Consider the following 21,056-nt stretch of genomic DNA (forward strand, 5'->3'; position numbering starts at 1 on the left):
GCTATCCCGCTAGAGGTGCCCGGTCGGCCACCCGGCCGAACACCATCGACTCCTCGATGCGGTCGAAGCGGTAGTCGAGGGCATCGGCGAAGTAGTTCTGCCGCACATTCCACGGCCGACGGGTGCCCGACTTGGGCAGCGCGTGGCCCGACCGCTTCACGTAGTTGGCCTTGATGTCCCAGGACGGCTTGACGTCCATCGGCTCGTTGCCGCGGTGCGGGTAGGCGTGCGTGTAGCCGTGGGAGGCCATGTGCGCCATCAGCTTTGCCGTCGCCCGGGCGGTGATGTCGGCGCGCAGCGTCCACGACGCCTTGGTGTAACCCACACACCAGAACAAGTTGGGCACGTCTTCCAGCATGTGCGCCTTGTAGACGAAGCGGTCGCGGTGATCGACCGGTTCGCCGTCGAGGCTGATGGCGGCCCCGCCCAGCGCCTGCAGCTGCAGGCCCGTCGCCGTGACGACGATGTCGGCGTCGAGGTGTGCGCCGGATTCGAGCACGATCCCGGTGGCATCGAAGTGGTCGATGCGGTCGGTGACCACCTCGGCGCGGCCGGCCTTGATCGCGTTGAAGAAATCGGCGTCGGGAATCAGGCACATCCGCTGATCCCACGGGTTGTACCGCGGCTTGAAATGGACGTCGACCGCGTAGCCGGCGGGCAGCTTGCTGATCGCCCGGCGCCGCAGCAGCCACCGCACGAAACCCGGTGCCTTGCTCGACAGCAACACGAACACCGCCTCCATCAGCGCGGTGTGAATCCGGAGCAGCAGATGGGACGCCCTGCGCGGCAACAGCTTACGAGCGACCGGGGCGACCTTGCCGTACTTGGACGCCGAGACCAGATACGTCGGCGATCGCTGCAGCATGGTCACTTTTCCCGCGCGTTCGGCCATCGACGGGATGAGCGTGACGGCGGTCGCCCCGCTCCCGATGACGACGACCTTCTTGCCGGCATAGTCCAGGCCCTCGGGCCAGCGTTGGGGATGCGCGACGGTGCCGCCGAACCGCTCGATGCCGGGAAACTCGGGCAGGTAGCCCTCGTCGTAGTTGTAGTAGCCGCTGGCGAAGAACACGAACCGGCCGCGCACAGTCTTGCTGGCCCCGTCCTCTTCGACGGTGACCGTCCACGTGTCGGTGGACGAGTCCCAATCCGCCGCGCGCACCCGGCTGTTGAAGCGGATGTGGCGGTCGATGCCGTACTTGCGCGCGGTGGCGCTCAGGTATTCGCGGATGTGGGCGCCGTCGGCGATCCCCTCCTTGCGGGTCCACGGCTCGAACGGAAACGCCAGCGTGAACATGCTGCTGTCGGAGCGAACGCCGGGGTAGCGGAACAAGTCCCAGGTGCCGCCGATCTGCGCCCGCCGCTCCAGGATGGTGTACGTCGCGCCGGGGTTGCGCTCGGTGATCCGGTAGGCCGCGTCGATGCCGGAGATGCCCGCGCCGACGATGATGACGTCGAACTGGTCCACCTGCTGCGGAGTCACCGTCATCGTGAGCCTCGCTTCGAAAACCACCGCGAGCCGAACGACACTGCGAGAAGTGGCGCGCGATTTCGCAGTGGCGTTGGGCTCGCGGATCCGACGGGGGTGCCCATAGCTACCGATAGTTGACGAACTGCAGCGCCACGTCCAGATCGGCCTGCTTCAGCAGCGCCTGCACGGCCTGCAGATCGTCGCGCTTCTTGCTGCTGACGCGGATCTCGTCGCCCTGGATCTGCGTCTTGACGCTCTTGGGGCCCTCGTCGCGGATCAGCTTGGTGATCTTCTTGGCGTTCTCACTGCTGATGCCCTGCTTGAGGGTGCCGCTGACCTTGTAGGTCTTGCCGGAGGCCTGCGGGTCGCCCGCGTCGAAGGCCTTCATCGAGATGTCTCGGCGGATCAGCTTCTCCTTGAAGACGTCGACGGCGGCCTTGACCCGCTCCTCGGTGGACGATGTCAGCTCGATGGCCTCGTCGCCCTTCCACTCGATCTTGGTGTCGGTGCCGCGGAAGTCGAAACGGGTGGCCAGCTCCTTGGCGGCCTGGTTGAGCGCGTTGTCGACCTCCTGCCGGTCGACCTTGCTGACGATGTCGAACGATGAGTCCGCCATTCGATCCGTCCCTTCTTGCGTGATAGCCGGGGTGATAGCCGTTTGTGCCTTGTCTACCCGTTCGTTGTAACCTGTCTGGCGGCAGGTTGCCCGAGCGGCCAATGGGAGCGGACTGTAAATCCGTCGGCTTACGCCTACACAGGTTCGAATCCTGTACCTGCCACCAGTTTTAGCGGCGGTGTCTCCTACGAAGCGCGACGGCCAGCGATAAATCACCTGTGCCGGCCCATTGGCGTGGCTCAAAACAACGGTTAGGTTAACCTTACTTCGGCCCCGGGCGCGGGGGGCGTCAGTCGCACGAAGGAGTTGGTCAAGGGTGACCGAAACAACCACACCGGTGGCCGAGCCGTCAGATCAGCCGCCCGAGTCGGTATCGCGCCGCGGTCGGTGGCTGCGCTGGGGACTGCTGACGGTGTGGGGCCCGGGGCTGGTCGTGATGCTGGCGGACACCGACGCCGGGTCGCTGATCACCGCGTCGCAGTCCGGCGCGCAATGGGGCTATCGGATGGTCCTGCCGCAGCTGATCTTGATGCCGATCCTCTATGTCGTGCAGGAAATGACGGTGCGGCTGGGCATCGTCACCAAGAAGGGGCACGGCGCGCTGATCCGGGAACGGTTCGGCCGCTTCTGGGCGTGGGTATCGGCGTTCACGCTGTTCGCGTCGTCGATCGGGGCGCTGCTCACCGAGTTCGCCGGCGTCGCCGGGGTCGGAGAGCTGTTCGGTGTCTCGCGCTGGGTGAGCATCCCGATCGCGACCGCCGCGCTGCTGGCATTGGCGCTGACCGGCAGCTACCGGCGCGTGGAACGCATCGGCCTCATCATCGGCTCGGCCGAACTGGCGTTCCTGGTCGCGATGGTGATGGCGCGGCCCGAGCCCAAAGCCTTTGTGGAGGGCCTGAAGTCGATGCCGCTGGGCAACTCGTCGTATCTGCTGCTGGTCGCCGCCAACGTGGGCGCCGTCATCATGCCCTGGATGGTGTTCTACCAGCAGGGCGCGGTGGTCGATAAGCACCTCTCGGTGGCCACGATCCGCCAGGCGCGCCACGACACCCTCGCGGGCGCCGTGCTGACCCAGCTGATCATGATCTCGGTGGTGGTCACCGTGGCCTCGACGATCGGGGCCCATGGCGGCGAGGCCGCGCTGAACACCGTCGGCGACATCGCCAACGCGCTCACGCCCTACCTGGGCCGCGTCGGTGGCACAGTCCTGTTCGGGCTGGGCATGCTGGGCGCGGCGCTGGTCGCCGCGATCGTGGCGTCCCTCGCCGGCGCCTGGGGACTGTCCGAGGTGTTCGGCTGGAAGCACACCCTCAACCAGCGGCCCAACCGGGCAACCGCGAAGTTCTACATCACCTACGGGCTCGCGCACATCATCGGCGCCGCGCTCGTGCTGGCCAGCGTCGACCTGGTCCACCTCGCCGTCGACGTCGAGGTGATGAATGCCCTGCTGCTGCCCATCGTGTTGGGCCTATTACTGGCGCTGGAATCCCGTGCGCTGCCCGACGAGTGGCGCATGCGCGGACCGCGCAAGTACATCGCGTGGGCCCTATGCCTGGTCGTGATGGGCTTCGGCCTGTACATGGTCCCGCAGGCTCTCGGCTTCACCTAGCCGGTGTGCGCCGGGTAGGCGTGCACGAGCGCGCTGTCGAGCCGGGGCACGGCGTGGGTGAGCTGGTGTTCGGCGTCGTGCGCGATGCGGTGGGCGTCCTCGAGGCTGGTGGTGGGATCGATGTCCAGCTCGGCGTCGGCGTGCAGGCGGTGCCCGATCCAGCGCATCCGAACCCTGCGCACGCTGCGCACGCCGGGCCGCGCGGCCAGCGTGGCTTCGGCGGTGTCGATGAGCTCGGGGTCCACGGCGTCCATCAGCCGGCGGAAGATGTCGCGCACGGCACCGCGCAGCACGGCCAGGATCGCCACCGTGATGATCAGGCCGACGATCGGGTCGGCCAGCGGGTAGCCGAGGGCGACGCCGCCGGCGCCGAAAAGCACGGCGAGCGAGGTGAATCCGTCGGTGCGGGCGTGCAGGCCGTCGGCGACCAGGGCGGCCGACCCGATCCGGCGCCCGATCCGGATCCGGTACACGGCGACGACCTCGTTGCCGAGGAAGCCGATCACGCCGGCGGCCGCGACCCAGCCGACGTGCTCGATGGCGACGGGGTGGATCAAACGCAGGATGGCTTCGTAGCCCGCGACGATCGCCGACAGCGTGATCATGCCGATGACGAACAAGCCGGCGATGTCCTCGGCCCGGCCGTAGCCATAGGTATACCGCCGCGTCGCGGGGCGGGTGCCCAACGCGAACGCGACCCACAGCGGGACCGCGGTCAGGGCGTCCGAGAAGTTGTGGATGGTGTCGGCGGCGAGGGCGATCGATCCGGAGACGACGGCGATGACCACCTGCACGATCGCGGTCGCGCCCAGCCCGACCAGGCTGACTTTGACCGCCCGGATGCCGATGGCGCTCGATTCCAGGGCGGTGTCGACGCTGTCGGCGGCGTCGTGGCTGTGCGGGACCAAGAGCTGCGCCACGATGCCACGAAACCCGTGGGCGTGTTCGTGATCATGCCCATGGTCGTGGCCATGGCTATCTGCATGCATACGCAGATAATAATTTATTGGGATGGCGATCGCGAACTCGAGTCGGCGGCAGCGGCGTAAAGCCTCACGCTTTCCTTCAGAACACAAGAAGGCCAAGCGCGCCCGTCGCGACGACGACGTAGGGCTCTTTGACCTTGAATCGCCACAGCACGCCGAGTGTCACCACGGCGATGCCAGCCGTGATCCAGTCGGTGACGGCTTGGCGAGTCAGCACCACGACGGCACCGCACAGCGCGCCGCCGGCGGCGGCGGTGGCGCCGGCGACGAAGGCGCGCACCTGGGCATTGTCGCGGTGGCGCAAGAACCATCGGCCGGGCACGACGACACCGAGATAAATCGGGGTGAAGATGGCGACGCTCGAGACGATCGCACCCGGCAATCCGGCGACCAGGTAACCGATGAATCCAGCGCTGATCACGACCGGTCCGGGGGTGATCAGACCTATCGCCACGGAATCGAGGAACTGGCTGTTGGTCAGCCAGTGGTGCTGATCGACGACGCCGGCGCGCATGAACGGCACGATCGCCAGCCCGGACCCGAACACGATGGCCCCGGTCTTGAGGAAGAACAACGCGAGCGACGCCAGCGTCCCCCCGCCGGCCAGCGTGCCGAGCCCGATGACCAGTGGCATGGGTTTGGCGTTATCCTCCATTCCGGCAACGTCTTCCGGGGGTTTGCGGCGGCGTAGCCGGATGAGCGGCCGGGCGTCAAGCAGGATCATCAACAGACCCGCGCCGACGATGACGAGCACCGGTTCGGAGCCGGTCAGCGCGGTCAGCGCGAACACCGCCGCACTGATGCTCCAGAGCCGCCAGTCTCGTCCGTCGGTCAGCTTGATCAGTTTGATCGCGGCGATCGTGATGATCGCCATCACGGCCGGGGCGATTCCGTAGAACAGCGCCTGCACGACATGCGAGCCCGAGTAGTGCGAGTAGACGGCGCTCACGGCCACCACGATGGCGAACGACGGTGCGACGAAGGCTCCCGCGACGGCGGCCGCACCAACGGCGCCCCGTCGCAGGTAGCCGACCCACATCGCGACCTGCGCCGCCAGCGGGCCGGGCATGGTCTGGCCCAGGGCGACGCCGTCAAGGAAATCCTGCCGGTTGATCCATTGCCGCTGTTCGACCAGGTCACGTTGCATGTAGCCGACGGTGGCGATCGGTCCGCCGAAGCCGATCGCGCCTAGCTTCAGGAAGTAGGCGAGGATCCGGCCGAATCCCACGGGTGCGCCGTGTTCCTCGTCGGGCTCACTCATGTCGACTATGTAACCTCGGCTGCGTTTGGTGGGCCACCGCTGAGCACGCCGTGAGGCTATATGGCGACGACGTTGACGAGCAGCGCTACGGCGAAGCGTGTCGGCGTGCAAGAGCTGCGGTGGCGGCGCGTTAGTGTGTTTCGTCGGCAACAGCAACCAAGCCGATAGAAAAGTTGAGCAAATTCATGACCGCAGCAGCGGATGCGCCGGCGCTGGAATCGCGGGTCGGCCACTACTACCAGATGGACAGCACCTACGTGGTCGGCCGCGAGAAGGTCCGCGAATACGCCCGCGCGGTGCAGGACTACCACCCCGCGCACTGGGATGTCGCCGCCGCCGCTGAGCTGGGCTATTCCGGGCTGGTGGCGCCGCTGACGTTCACGTCGGTCCCCGGCATGACCTGCAACCGCCGGATGTTCGAGTCGGTGGTCGTCGGTTACGACACCTACCTGCAGACCGAAGAAGTGTTCGAGCAGCACCGCCCGATAGTGGCCGGCGACGAACTCCTCGTCGACGTCGAGCTGACGTCGGTGCGCAGGACCGCGGGCCGAGATTTCATCACCGTCACCAACACCTTCACCGACGCCGACGGCGAGCGGGTGCACACCCTGCACACCACGGTCATCGGCATTACCGCCGAAGACGTCGATCCCGCGATCAAGCTGGCCGTGCCGAAAATGATGATGCACGACGTGGACATCGTTGCGATCGGCGAAGGCGCTGCCGGATATCAGAAGACGGTGCGCCCCGAGGGTGAGGTTCGGGTCGCGCAAGGTGGCGCCACCCGCACGCCGGGTACCCCGTCCTTCGAGGACGTGAAGGTCGGCGACGAGCTACCTACCCACCACACCCGACTGTCCCGCGGCGACCTGGTGAACTACGCCGGCGTGGCCGGCGACGCCAACCCGATCCACTGGGACGAGGGCATCGCCAAGCTGGCCGGCCTGCCCGACGTCATCGCGCACGGAATGCTCACCATGGGCCTCGGTGCGGGATTCGCCTCGGCGTGGACGGGTGATCCCGGCGCGGTCACCCGGTACGCGGTGCGGCTGTCCCAGCCCGCGATCGTGTCGGCCGCCGAGGGCGCCGACATCGAGTTCACCGGGCGGATCAAGTCCCTGGACCCGGAGACCCGCAGCGGTGTCGTCGTGGTCGCGGCGAAGTCCGGTGGCCAGAAGATCTTCGGCATGGCGACGCTCAACGTCCGCTTTCGCTGACTCAGAACCAGGGACCGGGGAAGTGCCCGTCCTGGTCCTGGACCATCACGATGTCCTTGCAATCCCCGTTCAGGGCAGCGGCGTTCTCGCCGCGGCACACCAGCGTCCAGCCCGAGATCCGCGCGAACGGCCGGACCGACCACGTCGTCGCGACCGGATCGGGGGCGGGCAGGGCCAGGACGGCGTACGTGTTGCCCACGTTCGTGATGTAGAGGTGGTCTTGGAAGTACGCCAGTTTCGCGATCGACATCTTCTTCGCGTCATCGCGCGTCTTCAACAGATCCCAGTGCTGGGTGTGCAGGTTCCACACCCCGAACCCGAACTGCGAATTGTCCGATTTCAGGGCGTCGACGAATAATTTCCCGTCCGACAACGTGGCGGACAATCCACCGCCGGAAATCCGATCCGAATCGCCAACCTTGATAAGGGATTTCGCGTTCAGGTCGTAGAACATCGTCGACACCACCGGGGGGTTGTAGGAATCCCAGTGGGTGATCTTCACCAGTGCGTCCGGGCCGTCCGACAACTCGCCGTCGACGGTCCAGATGTCGTTGTCCTGATAGATCGCTTCCCCGCTCGGCCGGCGCAGCTCCGCTCCCGACGCCTTGGCCGCGTCGGTGTTGCGCTGGAACGACAGCACGTCCTGCCACACCCGGCCGGGCTGCGGGTCGTTCCACATCATCGACAGATCGGTCCCAGAAAGGATGACGGTCCGCGGCGGCGACGCGGCGCTGTGCCCGTCGGTGAACGCGTTCACCCACGCCACACCGGTGGCGGTCGCCGCCAGACCCCACTCGTTCGCCGCCGTCAGTTTCAGGTCGGGCGTCGGCGGCGCCAGCTCCTTGGTCACCAGGGGCTGGCTCGTCTTGAGGTCGAAAGCGTAGGCCGTGGCCTTGGTGACTTCGGGCTGCGAGCCTTGCGCCGCCTTGGTCGTCGTGACCACGTAAACGACCCTCATGTTGTCGGCCGTCCCCGCCAGCGCGCAGATGCTGCCCGACAGGGTCTCGCCGGCCGGGACCGTGGGGACGCCCGGCACGACGTACTGACCCGTCTTGGTGTCGAACACCTTGGGGCGAATGTCCTCGAGTGCCGACTTGCGCTCCACGAATTTCTCCGGACACCCCACGTAGGCCGTCCCGCCGTAGCTCTTCCAGTCCCGTTCCAACGGGCCCGTCACCGGGGGCGGCGCGGGCGCCGCATTGGCCGTGGTCGACGAGGTCGAGCTCGAGGTGGTCGGCGTCGCCGCGGGCGGGTCCACCGTTGCCGAACAGGACGCGACGACGGCGCAGCCTGCCGCCACCAGGGCAAGCCTGTGTGCGGGCAGTGTCCGCCCCCGGATCCCACGCATCAACAAAACCCCCGTTAAGTTCCTGTAACCACCGAGCGTAAAGCCGCCCTCGACCGACCGCGAATTGTGCGCGGGCGTCTTGGTCACACGTGGTACACCAAAAGCCATGAGCAGCCTTGCCGACGAGACCCGCTGGATGGACGCCACGGACCAGGCGGCGCTGGTGGCAAACGGCGAGGTCACGCCGGGCGAGCTCCTCGAGGCGGCGATCGAGCGCATCGAGCGGTCGAACCCCGCGCTGAACGCGGTCGTCATCGAGTGGTTCGATCACGCCCGCGCCGTGGCCGCCGACCCCGACCTGCCAAAAGGCCCGTTTCACGGCGTCCCGTTCCTGCTCAAGGACCTGTACACGAGCTTCGCCGGCCAGACGATGTCGAACGGCAACGTCGCGCTGAAAAAGGCGGCGAAGATCGACGCCGCCGACACGACGCTGGTCGCCCGGTTCAAGGCGGCCGGCCTGGTGATCGCCGGGCGGACGAACAGCCCCGAGATGGGCAGCCTGCCCACCACGCAGCCGCTGGCCTGGGGAGCGACCCGCAACCCGTGGGCGCTCGACCGTACGCCGGGCGGCTCCAGCGGCGGCGCCGCGGCGGCGGTGGCCATTGGGATGGTGCCGTTCGCCAACGCCTCCGACGGCGGCGGCAGCATCAGGATCCCGGCGTCGTGCTGCGGGCTGGTGGGCCTCAAGCCGAGCCAGGGGCGAATCTCGACGGGACCCGTCCGCGCCGAGGCCGGCCTGGGCGTCGAGCTCTGCGTCAGCCGCACGGTGCGCGACACGGCGCGGTTGCTCGACGCGGTGCGCGGCCCCGGTGTCGGCGACTCGGTCATCGCCCCGCCGCCGCGACGCCCCTATGCCGACGAGGTCGGCGCCGACCCAGGCCGGTTGCGCATCGGGCTGCTCGACGTGCACCCGCGCGGTGACTTCCTGCACGACGACTGCGTCGCGGCGGTGCGCGCCGCGGCGTCGATGCTGGAGGGCCTCGGCCACACCGTCGAGCCGGCCTGGCCGGCCTGCCTCGCCGACACCTCCTTGGTGACAAAGTTCATGGCGTTGTGGGCCACCCAGTTGGCGATGGCGGCACGGGGGTTCGGTGAGACGCTCGGGCGCGAGGTGACGGCCGATGACATCGAGCCGGTCAACTGGGTGCACGTCGAGCGGGCGCAGCGGTTGACCGCGACCGACTACGCCGTCGCGCAGGAGGCGGTGTGGGGTTTCCGCAGGGCGCTGCAGCAGTGGTGGGCCGACGGCTGGGACCTACTGCTCACGCCGACGGTGGCCGAACCGCCGCTGCCCCTGGCGGAGTTCGAGAACGACCCGGCGCACCCGACGGCGCCGATGCGCCGCGCCGGCCAGTTCGCGGTCTTCACGCCGCCGTTCAACATGAGTGGGCAGCCCGCCATCAGCCTGCCCCTGCACCGCAACGCCGAAGGCCTCCCCATCGGTGTGCAGCTCGCCGCCGCCTACGGCCGCGAGGATGTGCTCATTCGTGTTGCGGCGCAACTGGAATCGGCCCATCCGTGGGCGTCGTTTCACCCGGCTGAATAACTGTCGGCGAGCAGACGCAAAAGCCCTCATTTGGCGTCTAAATTGGGAGCTTTTGCGTCTGCTCGCGAACGGGTCATCGCTAGCTGTCGAATTCGATGGGCAGGCTTCGCGGGCCGCTCAGGCTCACCATCGGTTTCCACGGCACCGGCCCGGCGATGCGCGGGTTCAGCAGCCGGGCCGCGATCACGTTGAGTGCCTCGGCGATCTCACGCCGGGCCAGGTTGGCGCCCAGGCAGTAGTGCGCGCCGCCCCCGAACGTCAGGATCGGCGGCGCTCCCTGGCGGGTGACGTCGACGCGGTCCGGCTCGTCGTAGACCGCCGGGTCGCGGTTGGCCGCAGCGGTATTCACCAGGACCATGGTGCCGGCGGGGAAGAGGTAGCCGTCCAGCTCCGCGTCCTGGGCCACCAGCCGGAGGGTTCCGCTCGCAATCGGTGAGTGGCGCATGGTCTCCTCCACCGCGGGCATCGCCAGTTCCGGGTTCCCCTTGAGCAGCGCCCACTGGTCCGGGTGTTCGCACAGGACGTGCACCGAGGCGGCCACCTGGTTGCGGGTGGTGTCCGTGCCCGCCAGCAGTAGGCCGCCGGCCAGCATGCGCAATTCTGCCGCGTTGAGGCGATCGCCGTCATCCTCGGCGCGAATGAGGTCGGACAGCAGGTCGTCGGTGAGGCTGTTCCGGCGCCGGGCGACCATGTCATCGACGTAGTCGTCGAGCTCCCGCCACGCGCGCATCACGACCGGTTCGACTTCGCGGATATCGACGGTGAAGCTGAAGGCTTTGAAGACGTCGTCGGCCCACAACGAAAACTGTTGCCAGTCCTCGCGCGGCGCGCCGAGCAACGCGCAGATGATCGGGACGGGGTAGGGGCGGGCGAGGTCGGTGACCACGTCGCAGCGACCGGCGTCGATGACCCGGTCGACCAGCTCGTTCATCACCGCGACCATGGTGTCGTGCAGGCGCAGCGTCGCGCGGGGCGTGAACGCCTTGGACGTCAGGCTGCGCAGCCGGTGGTGCTCGTCGCCCTCCAGGCACAGCAGGCTGTTGACCACCTTGTCCCACAACGGCCCCGAGGTGACGCCCTGGGCGAGCAGGTTGATGCCGGGCGGGATCAGGAACCGAGGGTCCCGAAGGACGGACCGCACCAGGTGATAGGACAGCACCTCGGGCCCGTGCGGCCCCAGCGCGACCGGCGCCTGCCGCTGCGCCGCCTGCAGGCGGGGGTAGACGTCGGCGGGAGATTCCTCGGCGTCGTACTCCAGCGTCGGCAGGCCGGCATCGAAAACGCTTGGGGGAGCGGCACCGACGGTCATGACGGTCTCCTCGCGACGAGTTTCTCAGAATGTATGGCCACGGCGCGCGGCTGTCAACGATATCGGTTGCCCGGCATGAACTTTGTCCCGAGGCCGCAGGCTCTGACGCGGTCGCTCGCCATACATGTACGCGGTTGGTGTATTGCCGCGCGGGAATGCCTAGCGCTTTTCTAAGACGTTGACTTGCCGCACCACCCGACCGCGCTTGAGGTAGGTGGTCTGTACGACCACATAGTCGAGCGACGCACCGGTGGCGTGTGCGCGGTGGTGCAACCGCGCCCGGCGCACGAACGACCCCGGCGCCACCTCGTCCAAGGACAGATTCTCGATGGTGTTCTCGTCGTAGCGCTCGAAGACCGCACGCCAGAAGTCGAGTACGGCCGCGCGGTCATGCAGCAGGCCCTCGGAATACAGCGGAGGCGGCGGACCATACTCGACGTCTTTGGCGAATAGGCCGAATACGGCCTCCAGGTCACCGCGATTGAATGCGTCGCGGGCGCGCTCGAACGCGCCCCGCAGCACGCGCCGGCGGACCGCGACGGGAAGCCGGGACACGGCCATCACGGCGAGCGCGGCCAGGCCGGGCGCTCTCACCTCTACGCTGTCCGCAACCGGACGCCGCAACTTGGCCATGGGCGCCTACCCCTGCTTCGTTGCGCGGGCCAGCCGGCCGCCCAGCAACACGACCGCGAACACACCGCCCGCGACTCCCGAAATGAGCAGCGGCAGTTGCCCGTTCGAACCCCACAAAAAGCCCGCCCACAACCCGGCCACCAGCACGGCCAGACCGGTGGCGCCCTGGAACACGCCCTGGGCGCTCGCCTGGTGCTCCTTGCGGACGAGTCCCGAAATCCAGGCCTTCCCGACGCCGTCGGTGCACCCGGTGAACACGCCGTAGGCGCCGATCAGCAGCCATGCCGTCACCAGGTCGGTGGTCAGCCCCAGCCCGGTATAGCCGATCGCGAAGAACGCCAGACCGATCCCGAACAACGCCGGCTTGCCGATGTGGTCGGCGAGCGACCCGGCCGGGTAGCTCGCCAGGGCGTACACCGCGTTGTATCCGACGTAGGCCAGGATCACCTCGATCACCGAGAAGCCAATCTCGTTGAGTCGCAACAACAACAGGGCGTCGGGGAAATTCACCAAGCTGAAGCCGATGAGCAGCGCGGTGACCCGCCAGTACGGCCGCGGCAACGTGCGCACGCCGGCCCACATGGACTGCCGCTGCGGTCGCGGGGCGGGTCGGCTGCGCTCTCGCGCGAGGAAGACGAGTGCCACGCTGAGGACGGCGGGCACGATGGCGACGTACAGCAACGGCGGAATCCGGTGGTCGAGCAGCTCGTAGCCCACCAACCCGAGCAGCGGACCGACGACGGCGCCCAAGGTGTCCATCGCGCGGTGGAAGCCGAAAACCCGGCCGCGCTGCGCCTCGTCCACGCCGTCCACCAGCAACGCATCCCGCGGCGCGCCGCGAATGCCCTTGCCGAGCCGGTCGACGACGCGACCCGCCAGCACGCCCGGCCACGCGCCGGCCACCGCGATGATGATCTTGCCGAGCGCCGCCATCCCGTAACCGGCCGCGATCAGCGGACGCCGCGCAAACCGGTCGCCCAACGGGCCGGCCGCCAGTTTCGTGAGCGAGGACGCGCCCTCGGCAACCCCCTCGACGGCTCCCACCACGGACGGCGGCGCACCGAGCACGGCCGTGAGGTAGATCGGCAGCAGCGGATACAGCAGTTCGCTGGCGGCGTCCTGGAGGAACGACACCCCGGAGAGCACCCGGACGTTGCGGGTGAGCCAGGCGGGCCATGAGCGTCGCGGTCGGATCGCTTCCCGTGTCACGGTCGTCAGCGTAGGGGAGGCGCTCAGTCCTTACCGCGCAACCGCACCATCCGGGTCGTCGAGCTCTCGTCCAACTCGACGACGTCGGACCGCGAACGCAGGAAGTCACTGAATGACCGGAATCCCAAAGACTTCTCGCTGAACGACGGGTCCATCCGTTTCATTTGCGCCTTGACGGCCGAGTTGTGCAGCCAGTCGACGTCGTCTTTCTCCAGCCCGATTTGCAGCGCGCGGGTCAGCAGCGCGGTGGCGGCGGCCTGCGGGTCTGGCGGCTCCTCGGGTTCCTCGCGCTTGTCCGCCTTGCCGCGGCCGCTTGCTTTCTTCGGTTTGGCGGCCTGGGTGCCGGCGCCGGCCGGCTCGGGCTCGAACACCGGAATCCCCGGCAGCGCGTCGTAGATGACGAATTCGTCGCAGGCGGCCGCCAGCGCCCGGCTCGACGCGCCGGCCACCCCGATGCCGACCACGTACCGGCCGAGCCTCTTACAGCGCTGCGCCAGTGGGATGTAGTCGGAGTCACCGGCCACGATCACCACGTGCGTCAGGTCGGGCAGCCGGAACATGTCCTCGACCGCGTCCACGGCCAGCCGGATGTCGGCGCCGTTCTTGCCGTAGGCCGCCGCCGGGAACAGTTGAACCAGATCGACCGCGCGGGCCACCAACTGTCCGCGGTAGCCGGCGTTGACGTCGGCCGACCAGTCCGCGTAGGCGCGGGTGAGCACCAGCGTCCCGAACGACGACGCGAAGTCGAAGATCGCGCCGACATCGACCGTGGCCCGGGCCAGCCGATCGGCATGCTGCTCGAGCCCGGCCGCCTTGTCGCGCTGGAACGAGTTGCGCCCGTTCACCTGGTCGTACCGCGAGATCACGATGTTGTCGAAATCGAGGTAGACCGCCACGCGGGCCATCGCCGGTTCGGTCATGCCCGCAATCTTGTCAGGCGCCGGCAGTCGCGCCGTCATCGGCCAACGCAAGAATTCCGCAAGAAATCGGCGAAAATTTGGCAAGCGGTGTGCCGCAACCTAACTGCATGAAGCGAGTCCTCGCCGGAGTCCTCGTCTCGGCCGGCTTGGCGGTGGCCGCAGCGGGGGCGCCCGCGGGCGCCGCCCACGCCGACGACGACCACTGCTCGTCGAGGACGGGGTGCTACCACGGTCCCGGGATGCGCTGGTGCCCGGGCGACTACGTGTGGCCCGGTTTGCGGGCCACCGGCTGGGACCTGAACGTCTGCCACGTCTATCACGAGCAGTGTCCACCCGGGTACTAAGGTGGCTGCCCCGACAACATCGTCGAGGGACCTCCCCCGCCGCCGCCCCCACCCGTCTTCCGCACCCGCGAGGAGTGTGAGCGGGTGCTCGGATTGATCTGCGCGTTCGCGCCGTAGTGCGGAGGGCCACCAAATGCGTTTCGTCTCAACGAGAACCACGGCGATAATCGAGGCCCTCCTGTTAGCCGGCGCGATCCTGACAGCGACTCCGGCAGAGGCCGACGTGACGGCGCAACCTGCGCCGAGCCACTTCTACCCGCTGCAGCCACCCTCGCCTCAGGCTGACCCCAAGGCTGAGGTACAGGAACTGCTGCGGCAGATCACCGAGTTGGACGACACGTGGGACAGCCTCACCCCTGCGCAGCGAAACCAGCGATTCGCGGGACTGCAACAGCAGGTCACCGTCGTAGATCGGGAGACGCGGAACCTCCCTCCCGACCAGCAGCCGGAGATAGAAGGGATGCTGGGAATGGCGATCATCAGGCTGCTGGACCTCACCCGGAAAGCCCAGGGTCCCAACCAGCCCTGCTACTTTCCCCTCTGTTTGCCCGGGCTGTAGCAGGCGCGACAATCGCAGCATGCTTTTGGTCCCGGCATGGGTGTGGCGCGGTGGTCCCGTGTTCCGGGCGGTGTGCCTGGGGATCCCAGCCGGTGTTTTCATGGCAGCCCTGGCATTTGCAGAGTCGGGGGTGATACTCAGCGCGCCGGTCGTATTTGTTGTGATCAGCGTCTTCAACGGGGTCATGATGGCGCGGCGGATGGGTAAGTCGTGGCCCGCGGCGATCGATCTCAGCCCTGACGAGCGGGTAGCGGTCAGTTCCGCGGTGCGCCGCGGCCACCAGCTCGCCGAGGCGCGACTGGCACCCGCGGCCGTCGAGTATGCCGGCGCTTTGCGCGACGCCGGTCGGCAAGCACGCCGCTGGCAGTGGTTGGTGTGGTTGGGCGGCGCGGCGGTGCTTGTCCTTGCGGCGATCGACAGCGTCTTTGCGACGCCCCGGGTCGCCACGGTGTCGTGGCTGATGGTCGTGCTTTTTGCCGTCGAGATCTTTTGGTGGCCACGGGTGCGAGACCGGCTGCTGGCCAACGCCGAGCGCACTCACGAAGCAGCGTGCCGGGCCTTGGGCCAGCGGCGGGTCGACGACGCGTGAGGTTCAGCCCGTAACCGGGCTAGGCACATCCGGGCTGTAGCCCTCGCGCGCGCCGAGGTTGGTGGCCCCCGTGATGATCGCCCGATCGATTTGGCGAAGCGCGTGCACGGCGGTGAGAAACCGCCGGGCATCAGCGCCGAGCTCGCCGTCGCCGTCCTGGTGCCGGGCCGCGGTCTCGGCGGCGTCCAGCTCGTCGGTCGCGGAGTTGACGGTGACGCCCTCGGCGCCGTCGATCACGGCGCACAGTGCATCGATATTGCTTCGGGTTTGCGCCGCCGCCGCCATGAAATCCGTTGCCAGGCCTTCTGATCCGATCGGATCCTGATACTGCTCGGCGCTGCGCGCCAGGCTGCGCCCGTGCCGATCGCACGCGGCGAATATCCGCAAGGCCCGCCGGATGCTTCGCCGGCCGGCGAGCCCGGCCACCCCCGCCAGCAGCGGCTTGGCGCTGACCCGGAACTGCTGCAGCGCCCGGTCGAGTTGGCGCGCCTGCTCGGTCGGGCTCACCGTCTCGTCGCCGCCGAACATCGTCGCCGTGGAGATCTCGATCAACGCGGACAAGGCCGTCAAAAACGCGCGGCTGTCAGTGCGGATCGTCGTCCGGGTATGGGTCGGCAGCACCAGGATGGCCACCGCCACGCCGATGGCGGCCCCGATCGCGGTCTCTTCGATCCGCAGCATCAGCACGCCGAACGAGAATTCGCCCAGCAGGCCATACAGCAGCGCCAGCGTCGTGGTGATCCAGAAGGTCATCAGGCTGTAGGTGACGGTCATGAAATAGAAGGCGCAGAACAGGCAGACGAAGATCGCCACCAACGAGGCGGTGGTGTTCCCGGTGAACAGCGTGGCCACCAGCACGCCGCAGGGCACGCCCAGCAGGGTGCCGAGCAGCCGCTGCCACCCCTTGGTCAGCGTTTCGCCCCAGGAGTTCGTGCCGGCGAAGATCACGAACGCCGCGATCACCGCCCAGTACCAGCGGGCCGGTGACACCAGCTCCCCGGTGACGATGGCCAGCGACGCGGCGACCGACACCTGGATGGCTTGCCGGGTGGTCGGGCGCAAGCCCCGCTCGGCGGCGCCGCGCGGGTCGGCGCCCTCCGGCGCCGGGGGCGGCACGTCCTCGGCGCGCTGCAGCGCATCGGCCCTCGCGGTGGCGGCGCCTTCGACGACGGCCCGGACCTCGGCCGTCGCCCTGGCCGCGTTGATGATCGCCAGCGCCAGCCGGCGTACCTCGGGCGCGTCCGCGTACTCGTCGAGGATCCGCTGCGCCCGGCTCGCGGCCCGGCGCAGGCCGTCGGCCTGCGGCGTGCGGATCGCCCGCGCCAGTTGCGCCAGCGCCCCGACCAGCTCGACGCGGGTGCGAGTGGGAATGTCGGCGGAGAGCGCGGCCGCCCGTCGGCCCGCCGTGGCGACCCATTCGATGGCCAGCTCGGCGTCGAACAGCCACGGCGCCAGTTGTTCGCTGGTGACCCCGGGCCAGAGCGCGGCCGGATCTGCCTTGTCCTCGATCTGGCCCTGCACCATCAGCGCGGTCTCGTTGAGCCGGGTGGTGCGGGCGCGCATGCGGCGGCGGCGGCGTTCGTCGAACCGGCCGGTGCGCACCGCGTCGGCGGTGGTGTCGACGACGATCGCCATCCGCGCCCGCAACGCCCGAACGGTGGCGCTCAGCACGCGTTCGGGCCGGTCGGGCAGGACGTACGCGCTCATGACGAAAGTGCACAACGTCCCGACCAGCACCGCGCCGATCAACCAGGGCAGCTCCGAAATGCGCGCCCGCAGATACAGAGTGAAGAAATAGGACATGAATGCGACCATGCCCAACGCCCTCCCGCGGGACCCGAAGCGGCGGACGTAGACGGCGGCGAACACCACGGCCACGAACGCGGCGTCACCGGCGACCGGGTGCGGCGCGAGCGCCGCGGCGGCGGTGATGGACGCCGCGGCGGGCAGCGGCAGCAGCGCCATGGTGACCCGCTGCCGACGGGGGTCGGGCTCGTTGACCGATCGCGACGCGACCATGGTGATGACGACACCGAGCAGGGCGACCGTCAACGGCTGGCCCGCTGCCTTGGTCACCAGGTACATGATCAGCAGCGAACAGCCGAGGGCGGCGGTGGTGCGCGTCGCCATCCGCAGCCGCAGCAAGCCGGGATCCGACCCGATCCACCAGTCTCGGGCCCGTTGGTAGAGAACAGTGATGCGATGACCCCCCTCGTCGGCCGGACACTTCATGGTTACCCGAACCGCGCCGGGCGGCCCAGGCTAGTGTTCGACGTCGTGAGGGCGCCTACGCGGGCAACGCTGGCCGACGGCCGGGACCTCCTGTTCTTCGCGCTGCCCGGTCACCGCCCGGCGCCGGTCGAAGACCGCCGGCCGTTGCCGCCGCGGGCCCCGGACCAGTCGCAGTTGCGGTTCGACCGCTCGACCGGGCAATGGGTGATCGTCGCGGCGCTGCGCCAGGACCGCACCTACAAGCCGCCGGCCGACCAGTGCCCGCTGTGTCCGGGACCGACCGGCCTGACCAGCGAGGTGCCCGCCCCGGACTACGACGTCGTGGTTTTCGAAAACCGGTTCCCGAGCCTGTCCGGCGGCGGGCAGCCGGTCGGTGCGCCGGCCGGTGACGGCTTCGTCTGTGCCCCGGGCAGCGGCCGCTGCGAGGTGATCTGCTTTTCCAGCGACCACGCCGGGTCGTTCGCCCAGTTGGAACCGGCGCACGCCGGGCTGGTGGTCGAGGCGTGGCGGCACCGCACCGCGGACCTGATGGCGACACCGGGCATCGAGCAGGTGTTCTGTTTCGAAAACCGAGGCGAGGAAATCGGGGTGACGCTGACCCACCCGCACGGCCAGATCTACGGCTACCCCTTCGCGACGCCGCGAACCGCCGCCATGCTGGCGCAGGCGCGCGAGCACCGAATGCGCCACGGCTCCAACCTCTTTGCCGACCTGCTGGCGCGCGAGGTGGCCGACGGGTCTCGCATCGTCGCGCGCACCGAGCTGTTCACGGCGTTCGTGCCGTTCGCGGCGCGCTGGCCGGTCGAGGTGCACCTGTACCCGAACCGGTTCGTGCACAACCTCGTGGAGCTCGGCGAGGACGAACTGGATGCGTTCGCGCACGTCTACCTCGACGTGCTCAGGCGGTTCGACAGGATGTATACAACCCCGCTGCCCTACATCTCGGCGCTGCACCAGTTCGCCGCCACCGACGCCCAGGACGACGGCTACTTCCACGTCGAGCTGATGTCGATCCGGCGCAGCGCGACCAAGCTCAAGTACCTGGCGGCCTCCGAGTCGGCGATGGACGCGTTCATCAGCGACGTCACGCCCGAGGCCGTGGCCGCGCGGCTGCGGGAGCTCGGATGACGGTCCGCTACGCCGCTCCCGGGCGGGTCAACCTGATCGGCGAGCACACCGACTACAACCTCGGCTTCGCGCTGCCGATCGCGCTGCCGCAGCGCACCGTGGTGACCTTCACCCCAGACCGCACCGATGGAATCACCGTGCACAGCCAGCGCGCGCAGGGCGCGGTGCGGTTTCCGCTCGACACCTTTCCCGGCCAGGTGACCGACTGGGCCGCCTACGTCGCCGGGGTGGTGTGGGCGCTGCGTCAAACCGGCCAACCGATACCCGGCGGCACGATGTGGATCACCAGCGATGTGGAGATGGGATCGGGCCTGTCCTCCTCGGCGGCGCTGGAATGCGCGGTCCTGGGCGCGATCGCGGCGGCCGCCGGCATGCGCATCGACGAAAAGGAGCAGGCGCGGCTGGCCCAGCGCGCGGAGAACGACTATGTCGGCGCCCCAACGGGTTTGCTCGACCAATTGGCCTCGCTGTTCGGGCAGCCGTCGACGGCGCTGCTGATCGACTTTCACGACCTCAGCCTCACGCCGGTGGCCTTCGACCCCGAAGCGTCCGGGGTCGCGCTGCTGCTGATCGATTCCAGGGCCCGGCACAGCCACGCCGGCGGCGAATACGCCGCCCGCCGCAAGTCCTGCGAGCGCGCGGCGGCCGACTTGCGGGCGTCGTCGTTGCGCGAAGTCTGGGATCGCGGGCGCGCGGAGTTAGGCGCCGTCCGCAACCCGATCGATGCGCGCCGCGCGCGCCACGTCCTCACCGAGAACGGCAGGGTACTGGATTTCGTTGCGGCATTGGGTGATTCGGATTTCGTCGAAGCCGGGCACATCTTGACCTCGTCACACGTCTCCATGCGCGACGACTTCCAGATCACCACCGAGCACATCGATCTGATCGCCGATACCGCGGTGGGCGCCGGCGCGCTCGGTGCCCGGATGACCGGCGGCGGATTCGGCGGCTGCGTGATCGCGCTGGTGCCGGAGCGCCGGGCGGACGCGGTCGCCGACTCGGTGCGGCGGACGGCGCTCGCCGCGGGTCACCCGCGGCCGATCATCACCCGGACCCGCGCGGGCGCGGGCGCGGGGCTCGAGGGGCAGTCGTGACGCAGCCCCTGGCATCGGCCGACCACGACGGCATTCGAGTGCTGACCCTCAACCGGCCCGATGCGCGTAACGCGTTGAGCCGCAACCTCGTTGAGTCGCTATTCGACGCGCTGTGCGCCGCCGACGACGACGAGGGCGTGGCCGTCGTCGTGCTGACGGGTGCCGACCCCGCCTTCTGCGCGGGGGTCGATCTAAAGGAGGCGGCGGCCAGGGGCGGGGACTACTTCGCGGTGTACGAATCACACAACTGCGTCGCGCGCGTCGGGGAGATGCGCACACCCGTCATCGGCGCCGTCAACGGCCCGGCGTTTACCGCCGGCCTCGAAATCGCGCTCGGCTGCGACTTCCTGATCGCCTCCGAGCGTGCCATCTTCGGCGACACCCACGCGCACGTGGGCATCCTGCCGGGCGGGGGCATGACCGCTCGGCTGCCGCAACTCGTCGGCGCGGCGATGGCGCGGCGCATGTCGATGACGGGCGAAATCGTCGACGCCCGGCGGGCCGAACAAATCGGGTTGGTCACCGAGGTCGTCGCCCACGCCGACCTGTTGCCCCGAGCGCTGGAGCTGGCCGCCCAGATTGCCGCCGTGCCGACGATCACCATGCGGGGGCTGAAGGAGATCTATCGGCGGGGATCGGCGGCGGTCGTCGAACCCGCACTCGCCGCCGAGCAAAGCATCGCCGGCTCGCAGGCGCCCGCGGCGGATCTGGACCAGGCCTACCGCCGGGTGGTCGAGCGCAACCGTCAGCAGCGGTGAATCTAGCCGTTACGACGGGAATAGCTGTAACGTAACGGCTATGGCCCTGACGGTGTGCTCGATGTGCGGGGGTGGCTTCTCCGGCCGGTCGGACGCGATCTACTGCTCTTCGGCTTGCCGGCAGAGGGCTCACCGGGCGCGAGCGGCCCGCCGGGCCGCCGTGCTGCTCGAAGGCTTCAGGCGGAGCTTCGTGCCGACGCGGGAGAGCGCCGAGGCCAGCCGGACGC

General features: G+C 68.7%; 19 protein-coding genes and 1 tRNA gene. 10 read left to right on the forward strand and 10 right to left on the reverse strand.

Annotated features, from left to right (window positions below):
* Nucleotide 1 precedes the first annotated feature (1 nt).
* Complete coding sequence (locus tag A5706_RS01185; protein ID WP_068126242.1) at nt 2-1,489, reverse strand: NAD(P)/FAD-dependent oxidoreductase; 1,488 nt, start codon at nt 1,487-1,489, stop codon at nt 2-4.
* A 106-nt stretch (nt 1,490-1,595) separates the two neighbouring features.
* A complete protein-coding gene (locus tag A5706_RS01190; RefSeq protein ID WP_068126243.1) occupies nt 1,596-2,087 on the reverse strand; it encodes a YajQ family cyclic di-GMP-binding protein in 492 nt (163 codons plus the stop codon).
* A gap of 80 nt (nt 2,088-2,167) precedes the next feature.
* On the opposite strand from A5706_RS01190, the gene A5706_RS01195 reads away from it, so the two are divergent.
* Both A5706_RS01195 and A5706_RS01200 read left to right on the forward strand, forming a co-directional pair.
* Nucleotides 2,168-2,253 (forward strand) — tRNA-Tyr (locus A5706_RS01195).
* A gap of 150 nt (nt 2,254-2,403) precedes the next feature.
* On the forward strand, nt 2,404-3,696 hold the full coding sequence (locus A5706_RS01200) for an NRAMP family divalent metal transporter (RefSeq protein WP_068126245.1): 1,293 nt from the start codon (nt 2,404-2,406) through the stop codon (nt 3,694-3,696).
* Here the strand turns inward: A5706_RS01200 and A5706_RS01205 are convergent.
* Nucleotides 3,693-4,685, reverse strand: a complete 993-nt coding sequence (locus A5706_RS01205; protein WP_068126246.1) for a cation diffusion facilitator family transporter — start codon at nt 4,683-4,685, stop codon at nt 3,693-3,695. The two genes, A5706_RS01200 and A5706_RS01205, sit on opposite strands and share 4 nt — an antisense overlap.
* A 76-nt stretch (nt 4,686-4,761) precedes the next feature.
* Nucleotides 4,762-5,943, reverse strand: coding sequence for a chromate efflux transporter (gene chrA, locus A5706_RS01210; RefSeq protein WP_068126248.1), 1,182 nt, complete (start codon nt 5,941-5,943; stop codon nt 4,762-4,764).
* Nucleotides 5,944-6,128: 185 nt separating this feature from the next.
* On the opposite strand from chrA, the gene A5706_RS01215 reads away from it, so the two are divergent.
* Nucleotides 6,129-7,160: a fused (3R)-hydroxyacyl-ACP dehydratase subunits HadA/HadB gene (locus A5706_RS01215; protein ID WP_068126294.1), complete on the forward strand. Its 1,032-nt coding sequence runs from the start codon at nt 6,129-6,131 to the stop codon at nt 7,158-7,160.
* 1 nt (nt 7,161) lies between these two features.
* Here the strand turns inward: A5706_RS01215 and A5706_RS01220 are convergent, their stop codons facing one another.
* Nucleotides 7,162-8,508, reverse strand: coding sequence for a hypothetical protein (locus tag A5706_RS01220; RefSeq protein WP_231984936.1), 1,347 nt, complete (start codon nt 8,506-8,508; stop codon nt 7,162-7,164).
* Nucleotides 8,509-8,614: 106 nt separating this feature from the next.
* Here A5706_RS01220 and A5706_RS01225 point away from each other — a divergent pair, with 106 nt between their 5' ends.
* Complete coding sequence (locus A5706_RS01225) at nt 8,615-10,054, forward strand: amidase (RefSeq protein WP_068126250.1); 1,440 nt, start codon at nt 8,615-8,617, stop codon at nt 10,052-10,054.
* A 79-nt stretch (nt 10,055-10,133) separates the two neighbouring features.
* Here A5706_RS01225 and A5706_RS01230 read toward each other — a convergent pair whose 3' ends face one another.
* From A5706_RS01230 to A5706_RS01245, 4 genes are all read right to left on the reverse strand, one after another.
* The gene (locus A5706_RS01230; RefSeq protein ID WP_068126252.1) at nt 10,134-11,363 is read right to left on the reverse strand and encodes a cytochrome P450; all 1,230 of its coding nucleotides are present in this window, start codon (nt 11,361-11,363) and stop codon (nt 10,134-10,136) included.
* Nucleotides 11,364-11,522: 159 nt separating this feature from the next.
* Nucleotides 11,523-11,957, reverse strand: coding sequence for a nuclear transport factor 2 family protein (locus A5706_RS01235; protein WP_197517716.1), 435 nt, complete (start codon nt 11,955-11,957; stop codon nt 11,523-11,525).
* Between the two features lie 45 nt (nt 11,958-12,002).
* The gene (locus A5706_RS01240) at nt 12,003-13,205 is read right to left on the reverse strand and encodes an MFS transporter (RefSeq protein WP_231984938.1); all 1,203 of its coding nucleotides are present in this window, start codon (nt 13,203-13,205) and stop codon (nt 12,003-12,005) included.
* 23 nt (nt 13,206-13,228) lie between these two features.
* The gene (locus A5706_RS01245; RefSeq protein WP_068126300.1) at nt 13,229-14,125 is read right to left on the reverse strand and encodes an NYN domain-containing protein; all 897 of its coding nucleotides are present in this window, start codon (nt 14,123-14,125) and stop codon (nt 13,229-13,231) included.
* 107 nt (nt 14,126-14,232) lie between these two features.
* Here A5706_RS01245 and A5706_RS01250 point away from each other — a divergent pair, with 107 nt between their 5' ends.
* The 3 genes from A5706_RS01250 (at nt 14,233) to A5706_RS01260 (ending at nt 15,617) form a co-directional block, all read left to right on the forward strand.
* Nucleotides 14,233-14,469 carry a hypothetical protein gene (locus A5706_RS01250; protein ID WP_068126256.1) on the forward strand — a complete coding sequence of 79 codons (237 nt, stop codon included), beginning with the start codon at nt 14,233-14,235 and terminating at the stop codon, nt 14,467-14,469.
* Nucleotides 14,470-14,692: 223 nt separating this feature from the next.
* Entirely contained in the window at nt 14,693-15,028 is a 336-nt protein-coding gene (locus A5706_RS01255; protein WP_156766905.1) for a hypothetical protein, read from the forward strand.
* 19 nt (nt 15,029-15,047) lie between these two features.
* On the forward strand, nt 15,048-15,617 hold the full coding sequence (locus tag A5706_RS01260; RefSeq protein WP_068126260.1) for a hypothetical protein: 570 nt from the start codon (nt 15,048-15,050) through the stop codon (nt 15,615-15,617).
* 3 nt (nt 15,618-15,620) lie between these two features.
* Here the strand turns inward: A5706_RS01260 and A5706_RS01265 are convergent, their stop codons facing one another.
* The gene (locus tag A5706_RS01265; RefSeq protein WP_068126302.1) at nt 15,621-17,747 is read right to left on the reverse strand and encodes an FUSC family protein; all 2,127 of its coding nucleotides are present in this window, start codon (nt 17,745-17,747) and stop codon (nt 15,621-15,623) included.
* A gap of 72 nt (nt 17,748-17,819) precedes the next feature.
* On the opposite strand from A5706_RS01265, the gene galT reads away from it, so the two are divergent.
* The 3 genes from galT to A5706_RS01280 are packed head-to-tail and all read left to right on the forward strand — an operon-like array spanning nt 17,820 to nt 20,829.
* Nucleotides 17,820-18,977: a galactose-1-phosphate uridylyltransferase gene (galT, locus tag A5706_RS01270; protein ID WP_082964124.1), complete on the forward strand. Its 1,158-nt coding sequence runs from the start codon at nt 17,820-17,822 to the stop codon at nt 18,975-18,977.
* Entirely contained in the window at nt 18,974-20,071 is a 1,098-nt protein-coding gene (locus A5706_RS01275) for a galactokinase (protein WP_068126265.1), read from the forward strand. Before galT ends, A5706_RS01275 begins: the two co-directional genes overlap by 4 nt.
* Nucleotides 20,068-20,829 (forward strand): enoyl-CoA hydratase, encoded by a 762-nt coding sequence (locus tag A5706_RS01280; protein WP_068126267.1) that lies wholly within the window; start codon nt 20,068-20,070, stop codon nt 20,827-20,829. The genes A5706_RS01275 and A5706_RS01280 overlap by 4 nt, the downstream gene beginning before the upstream one ends.
* Nucleotides 20,830-21,056 lie beyond the last annotated feature (227 nt).

Origin of the sequence: Mycobacterium sp. E796 (genome assembly GCF_001672815.1) — a bacterium.
GTDB lineage: Bacteria > Actinomycetota > Actinomycetes > Mycobacteriales > Mycobacteriaceae > Mycobacterium.